Below are 15,048 nucleotides of genomic sequence, written 5' to 3' on the forward strand. Positions count from 1 at the left end.
AAGGCCCGTACCAACTAACGATTTGAGGAGCCTTATTCTATGCGTCTTTCTCGTGTTTTAGGCTCGGTGCTGGGGCCCGTGGCTATCGCTGCTGGTCTGGTTGCCGCGCCCGCTGTCGCTCACGCAGACCAACCCACCATCAATTGGGGCCCGTGCCCGGAGGGGGTCACCGAAGGGCGCGCCGAGTGCGGTCACGTTACGGTTCCGACCTATCACGGTGCGCCGGAAAAGGGCACCATCGATGTCGGCCTCATCCGCCTCAAGGCCACGGGCAACCGCCAGGGCGCCCTATTCACCAACCCTGGCGGTCCGGGCGGTGACGCATACAGCTGGGCTAACTTTGCGGCGTGGCCTGAGGAAATCAAGCAGGGCTACGACATCATTGGCGTCCAGCCCCGCGGTTTGCGCGAATCCGGAGAAGTGAACTGCTCGTCCAGCGAAGTACGCGGAAACCCGCTAGCGCAGCTGACACAGATCGGCGCGATTACCCGCGATGACTGTGAGAAGAACACCCCGGGCTACACCGACTCCCTAACCACGGAGAACACCGCTAAGGACTGGGAGGTTGTTCGCCAGGCGCTCGGTGAGGAGAGAATCAACATCGCCGGTCTTTCCTACGGCACTTTCCTAGGCTCCACCTACGCCACGCTTTACCCGCAGCACACCGACAAGGTCGTGCTGGACTCCGGCATGAATCCGAAGATGGCATGGAACCAGATCTTCGTCTCCCAGCAGGCAGGCTATGAGAATGCCCTCCATGACTTCTTTGCGTACGTGGCCAAGAACGACGCCACCTACCACGCCGGTACCACGCCGCTGAAGGCTTATGAGCGCTGGTCCCAGATCGTGGCCAAGGAAGCAGGCGTGCGCCCGACTGTGCTTCCCCCGAACGCCCAGATTGGTGACCTCCCGCCAGGACTGGAGTTCGCAGGCCAGCCGGGCGCCAACGTCATGACCGCCACGGGAGAGCTGCGTGTACAGGCAGAGCACCTTGCGGGCAAGGTACGCAACCCGCAGGCTGTTCAAGCTGCCTCGCCGACGCTGAGCGCGACCCGTGAGCTCCTTCCCCGCCCCGAGACGTGGGACGCACTGGCCAAGCACATCGGCGGTGTTGAGCCTATGAACTTTGAGGAGCAGGCGGCACAACAGCCTCAACAGGATCCAGAAAAAGCCCAGCAGCAGCTCGTCAATGCAATGAGCATGCAAAACATCATTATGTGCAATGAGAATACCGCGCCGACGGATCCGACTCTCATTCCGGCGTTCCTGTGGTCGAACTACGTGACGATTGACCCGTTCACTCTGTTTAATTCGATGTACGCCTCTGGCGCGGGTTGCGGCGGTCGCGCGCCGGTCAGCACCCCGATTGCCGTCTCCGGTGAGAAGCTGCAGACCAAGCCGCTGCAGCTGCAGGCTACCGGTGACCCGCAGACCCCGTACGCCTTCTACCGCGGCCTCTCCGATCCGATGCAGTCCCGCGTGGTGACTGTGCACGGCCCAGGCCACGGCCACTTCGCCATGGGCAACAAGGCCGTCGACCAGATTGTGGTTGATTACCTGCGCACCGGTGAGGTCCACACTGCGGATGCGCCGGGCTTCTTTGACCAGCCCGAGGCTCAGTAACAGCCCGCCTAGCCAGAAAGGCTGCGGGAACAATGAAGGCGCGGCTTACCTAGCCGCGCCTTTCCTCCCACCACACCCCCATCGGCGTGAGGCCAATTACTGCGCTTCAGTCTTTATAGGCTAGAATCGCATCGTTGGCATTTCGCCAGCGATGCCCTTGTAGCTCAGCGGATTAGAGCATCGGTTTCCGGTACCGAAGGTCGCAGGTTCGATCCCTGTCAGGGGCACTTTTCATGCCCACATCTCTCTCATCAGGCCGCACCCCGGCCCTCATTTTCAACGATGCCACGAGTGCGGGAAAGCCTTTCGCTCTCTGCATTCCCCCAGACCTGAAACCCGCAACCTGCAGGTGGGCGTCGCCCAGCGCTGGGTGACACCCCACCTCCCACCAGGAGGTTGCGGAATCCAAGTCTGGGGATATAGAACTAGCGCAAGCGCGCCTCGATATCCGAGACCACTTCCTCCGGGTTCTTCGCCGAAGCGATAAGAGAGTCCGGGCCATGCTCTATATGAACCGTTGGCCCAGAAACGATATAAGCCGGTGCTCCGTCGACAACACGCGGGCCCGCACCTTCCTTGAGCCCAGTCTCGGGACCGATGCTTGCCCCGGTGATATCACTGAGTGGAATCCTCTTCGTGAATATACCCAGGATGGAAACAGCTACGTCGTCGTCACTCACGACGATCTTCACCCGCATCATGATGCAAGCCACGGTTGCAACGATCACCAAGGCACCGAAAAGGACTGCTGCCCACGTAGAGTCAATCATCGTGGGAACCACAGCTGCCACGACGGCAAGGCCAACGATGATTCCCAGCCACTGGAGCGGGCCGTTGAGATAGCGAACGTAGATGTGAGAGTCCATGGCGTTCACACTATCGGATGAATACACCCTTCGCGCTCACCGAAGCCGCGGACGGCGACTGATTGAGACCGACGGTGAGCGCGAAGGGCGAAGAATTGCTTACTCGGAGACTCACTTTCAGGCTCAACACTGCCCTAGTTGCCAAAGTTCTGGCCAGATCTTGCGGCGAACGCGATGGTTTTGGCAGCTAGGGCAGTTGCGCCGCCTGGGCATGGTTCTGCGCATGCATGAAACCCTCCCCAAACCACGGTGGCTTTCGGCTCAGGGGAACAAGGTTGAGGGGTGCGGCAGGTTGGAAGAACGAAGCCCCAGCAGACATTGCTGCTGGGGCTTGACGTCAAGCTGCTCTCCCCCGCCGGGCGGTGAAAAGAGAGCGAACCAGTTTACTGGGTGATGTACTGATTGACGATTGGCTGGGTGATGTCCAGGGTGCCGTGCTCGACGTAGTACATGCCGAACATCAAAGCACCAAGCAGCACCACGGAGAGAAGCATGGAGGGAATCCACTGAACGAAGACGGATACCCAGCCGTCAGCCTTGTCACGTGCAGCTGCTTCGCGCTGCTCCTGAGCCATATCGCGCTCGACGATCATGTTTAATCCTTTCACTTAGCTCCCCTAGCCAGACTGCATTCTCACGGAATGCCTTCTCTTCACTGCACGGGGGATGCTCGCCCTTTAACACAGAGTATCTTAGCAGTTTATGCAGAGCCGCCCGTAGTTAAACGCAGATCTTTCAGAACGCATCCGCCTTTAGTTTGACGCCGACTGTGGCCTAGACCCCAGGATCCTCATTGTTATTGAGCGCTTCGACGAAGTCTTCACGGTCCTGGAGCATGCTCTCAATATCTTCTTCCGCGCCAATAATCCACAGCTGCGAGGCATCATCGAAGGTTAGTGCGCCCTCCGGATGCTGCTCAAGGGCTGCCTCAAGCGCGGTGGCTTGTTCCTCGGTGAGCTCTTCCAGATCCTCAACCGAACCCACCTGCACGCTGAGTTCCTTCAAGGGAGTGATGCCGTACGTAACGTATTGGCGCTGCGGATGCTCAAACAGTTCTTGTCCCATCATGGTGTGGGAAGGTCACCTCCTGGTGAATTAACGGACGGGCCCTACTCTACCCGCGCCAGGCACGGCTAGTCTGCGTGGAGGCCCAGGCGTTCGTCCGGAACGAAGCCGTCATAGCCCGGAAGATTATTCTCCGACAGGACGCCCTTGCAAAAGCGCAGAAGCGCCGGAACATCGGCAGGATCGAGGTGATCAAACACCATGCGACGCACCGACTCGACGTGCTCAGGAACTGCCGCCTCCAGGCGTTCCCGGCCGGCCTTAGTCATGACGACCTCAACGCCGCGTGCATCGCCTGCGCACTTTTCCTTGCGCACCAAACCGCGCTTTTCCATGCGTGTGATCTGGTGGGAGGCGCGGGAGCGGTCCCACTCCAATTCTGAGCACAACTCGCGCAAACGCAGCATGTGATCGGGTGCCTCCGAAAGCGAGACGAGGACCGCAAACTCCGCCGCGGAGATATCGCTGCAGGCTAAGAGGGTTTCCTCCATGCCGCGATTAATCTTGCGAATGCTGGCGAGAATGTGCCGCCAGAGGTCCTGTTCGCTTTCCGTGAGCCATCGAGTGTCCGCAGTCATGGCTCACACCCTACACTCCATGACTTAAGCGCTTGTAAGTCTCTCCATATCTAGGTCCATGCGCCCCGGTACCCACGAGTAGCGCTGCGGCATACAGGTCAGCACGATGACCTGAGTGTTTTTCCCGGCCTTGCTGAACAACGCCGCCATAAGCTGAAGGCGCTGCGAGTCGGTAGACCCTAACGCGTCGTCGATGACGACGGGAACCGGTTCGCCGGACACTAGCTGAGCGATGGCAAAGCGTGTCAGGATGCTCAGCTGTTCTTTAGCACCGCCGGAGAGCGCGTCGAAGGACACGGTCTCACCGTTACGGCTGCGAGCTTGGACCTTGAGCTCTTCGGAGAGCTCGAAGTCCACGTCACCGCCAAAGACGGTGCGAGCCAAACCATTAAGAGCCGTGACAAAGGGCGCAGCATAGCGCTGGCGGGCGGCGTCGCGGTGGCGCAGCATGAGCGTACGCAGGTAGCGCGCGGCATTCGCACGGCGCTCGACAGCGGCATGGCGCTCACGAGCCACTTCGAGCTCCGCGGCAGCTTTCTCTGCATCCTCAGCTGCACCAGAGTGCATAGTGATAAGCCCGTTAAACTCGCGCATATCGCCAACCGCCGCATTGACCGCTGCGTTCAGCGAATCAACGTGCGTGTGTGCTCCCCTAGCTAGCTGCTCTGCGGTGTCGACATCCACGGTGGACATCTCCTCCAAAGCCGCCTTCTCCTTCGCCAGCTCAGTCCGTGCTGTCTCAATCGCGGCGGTCACCTCGGCATCACTGAGCTTGGCGCGGGCGGCCTCTACGGCTGCGGCCTGAGCATCACGCTGCATCGTGGCCTCCTCCGCACGGACCATCGCCACCTCCAGTGCGGCGCCCGCCTTGTTCTCGCGGTAGGGTGCCAGGGCGCGGTCGAGCTCATCCAGCTTCCTGCGCAGCTCCTCTTCTTCCTGCTCCACGACGTCGAGCTCCCGCGGCTGTGCGGTGGAATCGGTAGAGCCGCCGGGCCCCTCGGTGTCCGCAACATCGGCCGCGCCCGCCTCGAAGCGAGCACGCAACTCACCCAGGTCCTCCCCACCCAGTGCCGCAGTGAGTTCGCGGGCCGCGGTATCGGCAGCGGATGCTAGCTCTATGTGTTTTTCGTGGGTGGCACGGGCGGCCTCCACGTCCTCGCACCCGGCGTCTTCCAGCAGGCGTGTGAGCTCCGCTCGGGCTTTCTCCACGCCTTCTTCACCGCTATCGCCCGCACCGGCTGCATAGCGGGCGGTAATGTCGCCGATCTTCAGCGTGGTGCCCTCGCGCAGTTCGACTGCCAGTTCTTGACCGCTCTCCAGCGCACATTCTTCGCCATCTACGCTAAAGGAGCCCTCGCCAGAAAAGTAAAGCTTGGCCGCCGCAGCCGCGCGCAGGCGCTCCTGGACGGTGACCTCGCGTGCAGCGTCCTCCAAGGCCTGAAGGTTCGGAACGTCGGGAGTCGCGGCCAGTTCACGGCGGCGGGACGCCAAAGTCTCTTCCAGTTTGTTCAGTGCTTCGAGGCGGGTACCCAGGGCCTCGCGTTCAGCGCGTTGCTGCGCGCGGCGGGCGCGCTGGCGCTCCTCGCGCACGGCCTCATAGCGCTGGTGGACCTCGGCGTGCACTTCTTCCAGCTTCGCTCGGGCGGCGGCTTCTTCCTCGGCCCTCTCGCGGGCTTGAATAACCGCTGCGGCGGCACGCTCAGCAGCCTCGGCAGCTGCGGCATGCTCAGCAACCACAGCTTTACGGCGCTCCGCTTCCTTCTCCGCGCGCGTCACAGCCTCCGCCGCCCGAGCCACCGCCGCCTCCTGCGCGGTGACTTTCTCCTGGGCGGCCCGAGCGGCGAGCAGCTCACCGTCACGGCGCTCGCATTCTTCCGCGGCTGCCGGCAGAGCGGCTTCAGCCTCGGCTTTCTTCAGCTCGGCGGCTTCATAGCGCTCCACCACGCCGTCGAGTTCGCGCAGGGCGGCCTCGGCGGCAGCGTGCTTCTCCTCAGCATCCGCCAGCGCAGCAATGGCAGCCTTATAGTCTCCTGCCGGCTTGTCTGTCTTCGCGGTGAAGTACTCCTTATATTCCGCTTCGATGCGCGTGAGCAGTTCAGAATCTTCTGCCGCGGCACTCGCCCCGGTTTCTTCTTCGAGTGCGGCGGTTAGGGAAGGAATGCCCACCGCGGCGATGCCTTGGTGGGGGTCGTCCTGGCGGACGAAGAGGGCGTCGAGAAGCGCGCGGTCCACGTTCTCACTAAGGATGCGCTCCAACTCCCCATCCGCCTCGGCACCGGTCCACTGGCCCGGGCGCGGGGAGAAAACATGCAGCTCCGAGGTGCGCTTCTTCACCCACCGCTTGCGAATACGGAAGCGGTAAGGCCCCACGGTTGCCTCCAGCGTGACCTCAGGTCCCACATCGCGGCCGGCAGGCTGGAGCGCCCTCACCGGCTTGGAATTTGCCGTGTGCTTTTCCGTGAGCACGAAATCGATGGCCTCCACCAGCGTGGACTTTCCAGCTTCGTTCGGCCCACCGATGACCACCACCCCGGTCTCCGGGAGGTCCTTGATCTCGAGGTGCTCCACGCCTCGGACGTTGTTCAGTTCAACAGAATGCAGCTGCATCATGGTTTAGGCTCCCTTCGCGCTGAGGCGGAACAGCAGGTTGGCGGCGTCGCGGGCAGTGGGATTATCTAGGTCCTCGAGAAGCTCCGCTAGCGCATCGGCGGCGTACCCGCTCAAACTCAGCTCTCCGAGTTCTTCTTCTGAGGGCGCCAGATGCAGGTCCATGGTCCTCTTGCGCGGCTTGAGGGAGGCAAAGACCTCCTCCATCTCCGCCAGGCCCTGCTCCAGACGGGCCTGCGCGCTCAAGCCCACGGTGCCACGCAGGCTGTACTTCACCGCAGTACGAATCTTCTCCGGAACGGCATCGAGCTCCGCAAGAAAAGCCTCGACCTCCTCCAGTGAGTTAACGTCCGCATCAATCGCCCGGAAGTCCCAGCGGCCAACGTGGTGCTTGGCCACGTCCACCCGCTCTCCCTCAACGGTCACCACCAAGGCGTTGCCCGAATCGCGCTCCCTATCGTCGAAGGCCGTGGTCTCCGGGCTGCCGGAGAACCATACCTTGCCGGTAGAACCGAGAGATTCGGTGGAGTGTGTATCCCCCAGCCCCAGGTAATCGATAACACCCTTATCCAGGCACTCTTCCACGAAGGCGAGGTCGATCGTATCGGCATCCGAGTCCTCGCCCGCGCCCGCGCGGGATTCCACCTGGCCGTGGCCCACCGCGATGCGAACCGCGCCCTCCTCGGCAGGCTCTAAAGGCTCCAGCGCACGGCGCACGAGGTCATAATTAGCCCGCTTAGACAGGTAAGGGGCACCAACGATCTCCAAGCCTGGGCGAACCTCAATCGGCTCCGAATCAGCGATCACGTGCACGTTATCCGCAAAGGAGTTGAAGAAGATGGAATCCGCCACGAGCGGATCATGGTTGCCGGGCAGCAGGTAAACAGGAACCGGCAGGCGCTTGAACATATCCTTCGCGCGCAACAGCGTGGTCGTGCTCAAGGAGTTGTGCTCGAAGACGTCACCGGCCACAACGATGAACTCGGCACCCGTCTCGGTGGCCAACTCCCCCAGCCGCAAGACCGCTGCTTCGCGGTCATCATCAAAACGCGATTGCGCCGCGGGACTTAAAAACCAGCGGGTCATGCCCAGCTGGAAATCGGAGGTGTGGATGAACGTGACCGCGGCCATGCAAACTCCCTACAACGTTATCCAGGGCTGGTGCTCAAGCCGCTGCCCTGGGGTGGCAATGTCTAGTGCGTCAGATGATAGTAAAGGTCCTCGACATCGGAGACTGCCCGAAGCAAATCTATGTTCGTATGGCTGACAGAACGCATGGCCTTGCGCAGCAGTTCCGGGTCGGAATCATCCACGGCTGGAGCAGTTTTGGGCTCCGGCAAGAGCGGCAATTCTCGCCCCTCCCAGAACAAGGCATTGCGGTCCTCGGCAGAGATTTCAGAGGCCGCAGAAGCGGAATAAGAGTCCTCCGAGGCCGCCTTGGCCTGCTCCATGACCGCTTGCTCGAGCCGCGCGAAGTCGAGGCCACGCAGGGCAAAAATCACGGAAGGATCGGCATCCATCCGGGCCGCGAGGCGGTCCGCCACCGCCACGACGTGCTTGCACACATATTCCGGGTCGGGGCAGGTGCAGGAGAAACGGAGCTCGTCGGGGTATTCGGCGATGAGAATGTCGAGGGAGGCGTCGGCAAGCATGCCTTCCTTGGCCTTCGCTACGGAGTTGGGGGTACGTGCGAACATCTCCGACAGCCGCCCGATGTCCTCGTTATTGCGGTAGGGCACCTGGATGAGCACCGCGAAAGGCTCGTTCTGGGAGCCCGCGACCTTTCCGTGCACCGCGCCATTGCGCACATCGAGGCCCACGACATGGCCCTCGGTGGCGTACTGGCGCCCGCGGCGAATGCGACCGGAATCCGTTTGCTGGTTGACAAAGTTGAGCAGGCGCGTGGCCGCCGGCTGCATGGTGCGCACGCGGTCGACGCGGTTGACCTCCTCCGGCGTGCTCACGCGCTTGCGGGTGCCGAAGTTGGCGTAGATGACGTTGTTGTCCTCAGGACTCTTCGGTGCCATTTACTTCTCCTGTTCCCTATAGCTCATGAGATCCGCCAGCTGCTCGGGGCTCAGCTCCGTGAGCCAGCCCTCGCCTTCGCCCACAACGGCACCGGCCAGCTGCGTCTTGCCGTCGAGGATGTCCTGGATGGATTCCTCCAAGGTACCGGCGGTGATCATCTTGTACACCTGCACGTTGCGCTGCTGGCCAATGCGGAAGGCGCGGTCCGTGGCCTGGTTCTCCACCGCCGGATTCCACCAGCGATCCATGTGCACGACAATCGACGCCGCCGTGAGGTTCAAGCCGGTACCACCCGCCTTGAGCGAGAGCAGCATGACGGGCGCACCATCATCGGCCTGGAATTCCTCCACCATCTGGTCGCGCCGGTTCTTGCTCACCCCGCCGTGGAGGAAGGGAATCTCGCAGCCCAGCTGCTCAGACAGGTAGGGCTGGAGAACGTCACCGAAGGCCTTGTACTGGGTAAAGATCAGTACGCGCTCCGAGGATTCGATGGCCTGGTCGATGATCCGCATGAGTTCTTCCACCTTGCCGGAGCGATGCTTGCCTTTGATGGTGACGGCGCTGCCATCGGCCAGGAAGTGCGCCGGGTGGTTACAAATCTGCTTAATACGGGTCAGCGAAGCCAAGATGAGGCCGCGGCGCGAGATGCCCTCCTTCTTCTTTCCCAGAGCCTGCTCCACGTCATTGACCAGAGCCTTATAGAGGGCAGCCTGCTCATCAGTCATGCGCACGGTGATGATCTGCTCAGACTTCTCCGGCAGGTCATCGATGATATTCGGGTCCGTCTTGAGGCGGCGCAGGATGAACGGGCCGGTGAGCAGGCGCAGGCGCTCCGCCATGACATCGCTTCCTTCGCGCTCGATGGCCTTGGCAAAGTGGTTGCGGAAGAAGGAAGCTGAGCCCAGGATCCCGGGGTTGCAATAGTCCAGGATGGAGCGCATTTCCGACAGCCGGTTCTCAATCGGCGTACCGGTCAGCGCCACGCGGTGCCGCGAGGGGATGGCGCGCACGGCCTTGGAGGAGCGCGTGGAGGCGTTCTTGATCGCTTGGGCTTCATCGAGGACCACGCGGTCCCACTCCACCTTGCTCAAGGTCAGGAAGTCTCGGCTGACCGTGCCATAGGAGGTGATGACGATATCGGCGTTCTGCGCCGCTGTGACCAGCTCCTCGCCCTTCAGGCGCCCGGTGCCATGTTGCACCATGACCGTAAAGTCCGGCACGAAGCGCTTGGCTTCCCTAGCCCAGTTGCCCACCACGGAGGTCGGGGCAACCACCAGGGTGGGCTTCCACGCCTCTGCTTCCCTCTCTGTCTCATGGGCGGCCTTTTCTACCGCCAGCAGGGACAACAGCTGCAGCGTCTTGCCCAAACCCATGTCATCTGCCAGCACCGCGCCGATATTGTTGCGGGACATCCAATACAGCCAGTCGACGCCCCGGCGCTGGTACTCGCGCAGCTCGGCATGGACCGTATCGGGGATCTCCACGCGGTCGGGCGCGGTACTATCCATCCCACCGAGCAAAGAGGTGTGCCACTCAGATCCGGTGAACGCTACTGGGTCCTCCGCCATGGATTTCAACGCCATCTCGCGTAGGTCCGCAAGCGTGACCGCTTCCTCTTGCTCGCCCTCGTTGAATTCCTTGCGGCGGCGCTCCACCTCCGCAACGAGCTCTTCCCAGCCAGGCTGTTCCAGCTGGCGGGCCATCTCCGCGGTCGCGGCGAGCTGCTCCAGTTCCTTTAGGGCGCGCTTACGGGCGGTATCGGCCAGTTCGCGCATGTACTGCGAGATCTTGTTGAGGGCCTGTGTATCCGCCATGACCCACTCGCCACGCAGACGAATCAGGCCGGACTTGGAGGAGATGAGCTCGTGCATTTCGGCGTCGGTAAGCTGCGTATCCCCCACCGAAAGCTTCCAGTCATAGCTGAACAGCTTCTCCATACCGATGTGCGCCTTGGTGGCGGCATCAGCAGGATCGCGCACCTCTGTGGTTTCCAGCTTGGCTTTGGTCTCCATGTGGGACCAGGACTTGGGCAGCAGCACGGTAAAGCCGGCTTTGCGCAGGGCGGCGGCGTCGTGGGTGACAAAATCCACGAGCTGTTCCGTGGTCAGGTACACATCCCAGTCCCCCGCATTCCGGCTCGCCGGCGCGGAATTGTACTTCAGCCGCGGAGCCACATCGAAGGCGTGACGACGGGCTTCACGCAGCTTCTCGACGCTCCCCCGGTCCAACTGGTCTTGGCGCACCGGGAGGGGTGAATCGGTCCCGGAGCGAACCAGCAGACGGATGGGCCACGCTGCGTCCTCGACGGCGACATTATCATTTGGTGGCTCCTCCACGAGGAACACCAGCTGCAGATCGACGGAGGTAATGGAGTCCTTCCACTCGTTGAGCCCGCGCAACAGCTGGGCCCGCCCTTTCTTCACGGGCGCGGTTTTCAGCAGCGCTTGGGCGAAGTCGTGCCAGGGGGCAGCACGTGGGGCGTCGATCTGCGGGCGCAGCTGGGCATAGGCAATCCAGTGCGTGAGCTCATCGGCCAAATCATCAGACAGGGCCCGGTTATTAATGGACAGGATGCCGGGTGCAGACGCCAGCATTTCCGCCAACCAGCTGCGCTCGCCCAAACCGGAGGCCAGCTGCCACATCGGATACCACTCGCCGGCTTGGTAGGACAGGCGGATGGTCACGCGGCCGGCGCGGACAAAACGGTAAAGCCCGCGGTAGGCGCGGATGAGCCACAGGAGATCCGGCGCGATGGTCGCACGCTGCTCCACGGAGACCGCTTGGCTATCGGTGTCGAGGTATTCCAGCTTGGCCAGTGTTTCCACCGCTTCATCTGGGGCGAACATGGCCATGGGCACCATGAGGGAGACATCCTTGCCCTTCGGCGTACGCAGGGAGACTCGCGCGCGGTTGCGGAAGGTCTTCTTGCTCAGGATGCTATCGACCACATCCGGGAAAGTTCCCTCTGGGACTGCTGAGGGCATGATGATCTTGTGCCCTTCGACCTGTTCGATCCATAGGCTCAGGCCGGAGACGGGCAGCCAGAGGCCATGCAGCAGGTAAGAAGCCATAGGGGCCAGTTTAGCAGCACGCCTTCTGGGGGTCAGGGTTGCAGAAAGTTCCCAAGTCCAGCCCAAATAAGCAATCGTTACAGTCTCGTTACATAACGACGTAACACCAGTAAGACCGTACATTAAGCTGTGACCAAGGTAACCAAATACTGGTCAACCAGCCAATTTTCAGTTGGGTAGGAGCTTGTGCCTCGTTAGCGTGGTGAGGTCCTATTTTTTAATCTCAATCTCAAGGAGAGATCAGTGCAAGACTCCACTTGGTATGTCGTTGCGATGATCATCTACCTGCTTGCCATGGCCGCTATCGGCTTCTGGAGCTACAAGCAGACGGATGAGTATGACGACTACGTTCTCGCCGGCCGCGGCCTTCACCCGTTCGTAGCCGCCCTGTCCGCCGGCGCTTCCGATATGTCGGGTTGGCTGCTCATGGGCCTGCCGGGCGCTTTGTTCCTGACCGGTATGTCCGAGCTGTGGATGGCCATCGGCCTCCTCATCGGCGCTTGGGCCAACTGGAAGTGGGTCGCGCCGCGCCTGCGCTCCTACTCCGAAATTGCCGGCAACTCTATTACCGTCCCCTCCTTCTTTGAGAACCGCCTGCACGATAAGTCGCGCATGCTGCGCATCATCGCGGCGGCGATCATTATCTTCTTCTTCACCTTCTACGTCTCTTCCGGCATGGTGGCTGGCGGCCGTTACTTCGAGTCCAGCTTCGGCGGTGACTACATGGTCGGCATGCTCGTCGTGGCTGCCGTGACGGTCTTCTACACTTTCGTCGGTGGCTTCCTTGCGGTGTCCTACACCGATACCGTCCAGGGCCTGCTCATGTTCGCCTCCCTCATCATCGTGCCGATCATGGTGCTCTTCTCCTTGGACAACCCGGGCGAGATCTTCAGCTTCGCTGCTGAGAACCCCTACGCCACCAATGGCGTTATTGAGAACCCCGATTACTTCTCCCTGTTCTCTGGCGTATCCGCCGCCGTCATCATCGGTAACTTGGCTTGGGGCTTGGGTTACTTTGGCCAGCCGCACATCATCGTGCGTTTCATGGCGCTGCGTAAGCCTTCCGATGCCCGCGCGGGCCGCTTCTACGGTGTCAGCTGGATGGGGATTTCCCTGATTGGCGCTATCTTCGTGGCGCTGTCGGGTACCGTGTTCTTCACCCAGACCGGCCACTCCATTACTGACCAGGAAAACTACGAGACCATCTTCCTGGACATGGCTCAGGTCATGTTCCACCCGCTGTTTGCTGGTCTGGTTCTGACCGCCGTTCTCGCAGCCATCATGTCCACGATGTCCTCCCAGATGCTGGTTGTCTCCACCTCCCTCATCGAGGACCTCTACCTCATCTTCGCTAAGAAGAAGCCGCGCCAGGAGGTTCTGATCAACCTCTCCCGTACCGCCGTCGTGGCCATCGCCATCATCGCTGCCGTGCTGGCCATCAACCCGTCGGATTCGATCCTGGGCCTAGTTGGCTTCGCCTGGGCTGGCTTCGGCTCCGCCTTCGGCCCAATCGTCCTGCTGGCGCTGTACTGGAAGCGCCTCAACTCCACCGGCGCTATCGCCGGCATGCTCACCGGTGCGATCGTGGCCATCGGCTGGGGCATGAGCCCGCTGGGCGATACCCTCTACGAGCTGGTTCCGGGCTTCATCTCCGCTCTACTCGTGGCTGTCGGCGTTTCCCTGGCTACCAAGGCCCCGGATGCGAAGGTCACCCAGGAGTTCGAGGAGGCTACCCGCTTGGCCAAGCTCGTTGAGAAGAACGATGACTTGGACTTCGAGGAGGCCGCAGAGAAGGTTCAGAAGTAACCCTCCTCTCTCCCCGATCCTTCTGCGCAAACCCCGCTTCAGCAGTCCAGTTACTGCTGTGGCGGGGTTTCGCTTGTGATTGACTCGGATGGCTCTACAAGGTCGCTACTCAAAAGCCTCTATTCAAAAGGCATTTCTCAAAAGGTGCCTTTGCCTCGAAAACGCCGTGTGCGAGCCTCTAAAAGGTGCCTTTGCCCCCAAAGAAACCTTCTGACTAATGCCTTTTGGGAAAAGCCGTATGGCTGCCCCACCTAACCCGTTTCTACAGTCACGTGCTTCCTGCTTATTCGGGAACCGCTCATACACCCCAGCAGTCTAAAAGTGCATGAACCTGCGCGCGGCCTATATCGGTTTCCTCTCTATAGCCACCGTGGCCTACGGCGGCTACCACCTCCTCCCCGGCCCCGACCTGGGTGTGACTACCGTGCCTGCGCGCGTGGAGGCCCCTGGCTATGACCGCGATGACTTCGGCGGCTGGGCTCCCGGAACCCGCGATAATGTCAAAGCCGCGCAGACCACCAACGGCACACTCTATGACCCCTATTCCCGCGCTCCGGCGCCGGCGCGCGTGGAAGTCGACCACGTCTTTCCGCTCTCAGCGGCCTGGGACCTTGGCGCATCAACGTGGCCGCGTGATAAGAAAATGGCCTTCGCCAATGATCCGCTCAACCTCGTCGCTACCGCCCGCAATTTGAACCAAGCCAAGTCCGATTCCTTGCCGGCGGACTGGCTCCCACCGGCTGATCGTTGCGACTATTCGCAGCGGCTTGCCGCTGTGGCCCGCAAGTATCAACTCCCGCTTCCCTCCCGCGACTATGCGGTCATGCGCCACCAGTGCCGATTCGATTTCATCTCACAGCACCGTTAGACTTTCGCTGGGAAAAGCCCCGTACAGAAAGGTAAAGCGCACTCCCCATGACTAGCTTGCTCATTTTCCTCCACGCCTTCGCCGCTATCTTGTTGGTCGGTACCGTATGTATCTCCACCTCCGCCTTCCCAGCACAGCTGGCAAAGGCTGGCGCTGGTGATGCTTCGGCTGCTGGTGCCGCCGGCATTCTCAACAAGATCACCTCGACCTATGGCTATATTTCCGCCATTGTTCCGGTTATTGGCCTGGCCGTTTTCCTTACCGACCTGGATGCCTACAAGTCCCAGGTCCAGTTCCACATTGCCCTTCTGCTCTCCGTCATCGCTTGGGTCATTCTGCTCGTCGTGGTTATCCCGAAGCAGAACAAGGCCATGGCTGCGATTGCTAGCCCGGGCAGCGCCGATGTGGCCAAGCTGAAGAAGCAGCTAGCTATGTTCTCCGGCATCTTCAACCTGCTGTGGGTTGTCTGCGCCATCCTGATGTACGTCTAAACTTTCCGGTTTAGCCCTCAATAGCAAAACCTCCCAAGCCCTCAA

12 protein-coding genes and 1 tRNA gene are annotated in these 15,048 nt (G+C 61.3%); 5 read left to right on the forward strand and 8 right to left on the reverse strand.

All coding sequences use genetic code 11. The features are described from left to right. Positions 1 to 39 precede the first annotated feature (39 nt). On the forward strand, positions 40 to 1,623 hold the full coding sequence (locus QP363_RS01200; RefSeq protein ID WP_284761989.1) for an alpha/beta fold hydrolase: 1,584 nt from the start codon (positions 40 to 42) through the stop codon (positions 1,621 to 1,623). Positions 1,624 to 1,776: 153 nt separating this feature from the next. Continuing rightward, positions 1,777 to 1,850, forward strand: a tRNA-Arg gene (locus QP363_RS01205). Between the two features lie 198 nt (positions 1,851 to 2,048). Here the strand turns inward: QP363_RS01205 and QP363_RS01210 are convergent. The 8 genes from QP363_RS01210 to QP363_RS01245 all read right to left on the reverse strand — a co-directional run bounded on the left by QP363_RS01210 (position 2,049) and on the right by QP363_RS01245 (position 11,838). Beyond that, entirely contained in the window at positions 2,049 to 2,489 is a 441-nt protein-coding gene (locus tag QP363_RS01210) for a hypothetical protein (RefSeq protein ID WP_201828374.1), read from the reverse strand. A 383-nt stretch (positions 2,490 to 2,872) separates the two neighbouring features. Further along, positions 2,873 to 3,082, reverse strand: a complete 210-nt coding sequence (locus tag QP363_RS01215) for a hypothetical protein (protein WP_070710964.1) — start codon at positions 3,080 to 3,082, stop codon at positions 2,873 to 2,875. Positions 3,083 to 3,263: 181 nt separating this feature from the next. Further along, a complete protein-coding gene (locus QP363_RS01220) occupies positions 3,264 to 3,557 on the reverse strand; it encodes a molecular chaperone GrpE (RefSeq protein ID WP_070644741.1) in 294 nt (97 codons plus the stop codon). A gap of 65 nt (positions 3,558 to 3,622) precedes the next feature. Then, complete coding sequence (locus QP363_RS01225) at positions 3,623 to 4,132, reverse strand: MarR family winged helix-turn-helix transcriptional regulator (RefSeq protein WP_070644742.1); 510 nt, start codon at positions 4,130 to 4,132, stop codon at positions 3,623 to 3,625. A gap of 24 nt (positions 4,133 to 4,156) precedes the next feature. Continuing rightward, positions 4,157 to 6,742, reverse strand: coding sequence for an AAA family ATPase (locus tag QP363_RS01230; protein WP_284761990.1), 2,586 nt, complete (start codon positions 6,740 to 6,742; stop codon positions 4,157 to 4,159). A gap of 3 nt (positions 6,743 to 6,745) precedes the next feature. Beyond that, on the reverse strand, positions 6,746 to 7,870 hold the full coding sequence (locus QP363_RS01235) for a metallophosphoesterase (RefSeq protein ID WP_284761991.1): 1,125 nt from the start codon (positions 7,868 to 7,870) through the stop codon (positions 6,746 to 6,748). Between the two features lie 62 nt (positions 7,871 to 7,932). Next, positions 7,933 to 8,766, reverse strand: coding sequence for a hypothetical protein (locus tag QP363_RS01240; RefSeq protein WP_284761992.1), 834 nt, complete (start codon positions 8,764 to 8,766; stop codon positions 7,933 to 7,935). After that, positions 8,767 to 11,838, reverse strand: coding sequence for a DEAD/DEAH box helicase (locus QP363_RS01245; RefSeq protein ID WP_284761993.1), 3,072 nt, complete (start codon positions 11,836 to 11,838; stop codon positions 8,767 to 8,769). Positions 11,839 to 12,081: 243 nt separating this feature from the next. Here QP363_RS01245 and putP point away from each other — a divergent pair, with 243 nt between their 5' ends. The 3 genes from putP to QP363_RS01260 all read left to right on the forward strand — a co-directional run bounded on the left by putP (position 12,082) and on the right by QP363_RS01260 (position 15,003). Next, entirely contained in the window at positions 12,082 to 13,644 is a 1,563-nt protein-coding gene (putP, locus tag QP363_RS01250; protein WP_284761994.1) for a sodium/proline symporter PutP, read from the forward strand. 325 nt (positions 13,645 to 13,969) lie between these two features. After that, entirely contained in the window at positions 13,970 to 14,512 is a 543-nt protein-coding gene (locus QP363_RS01255; protein ID WP_070443707.1) for an HNH endonuclease family protein, read from the forward strand. A gap of 47 nt (positions 14,513 to 14,559) precedes the next feature. Beyond that, positions 14,560 to 15,003 (forward strand): DUF2269 domain-containing protein, encoded by a 444-nt coding sequence (locus QP363_RS01260; protein ID WP_070443704.1) that lies wholly within the window; start codon positions 14,560 to 14,562, stop codon positions 15,001 to 15,003. Positions 15,004 to 15,048: the final 45 nt, after the last annotated feature.

The sequence above is a fragment of the Corynebacterium sp. UMB6689 genome (assembly GCF_030215295.1).
GTDB lineage: Bacteria > Actinomycetota > Actinomycetes > Mycobacteriales > Mycobacteriaceae > Corynebacterium > Corynebacterium aurimucosum.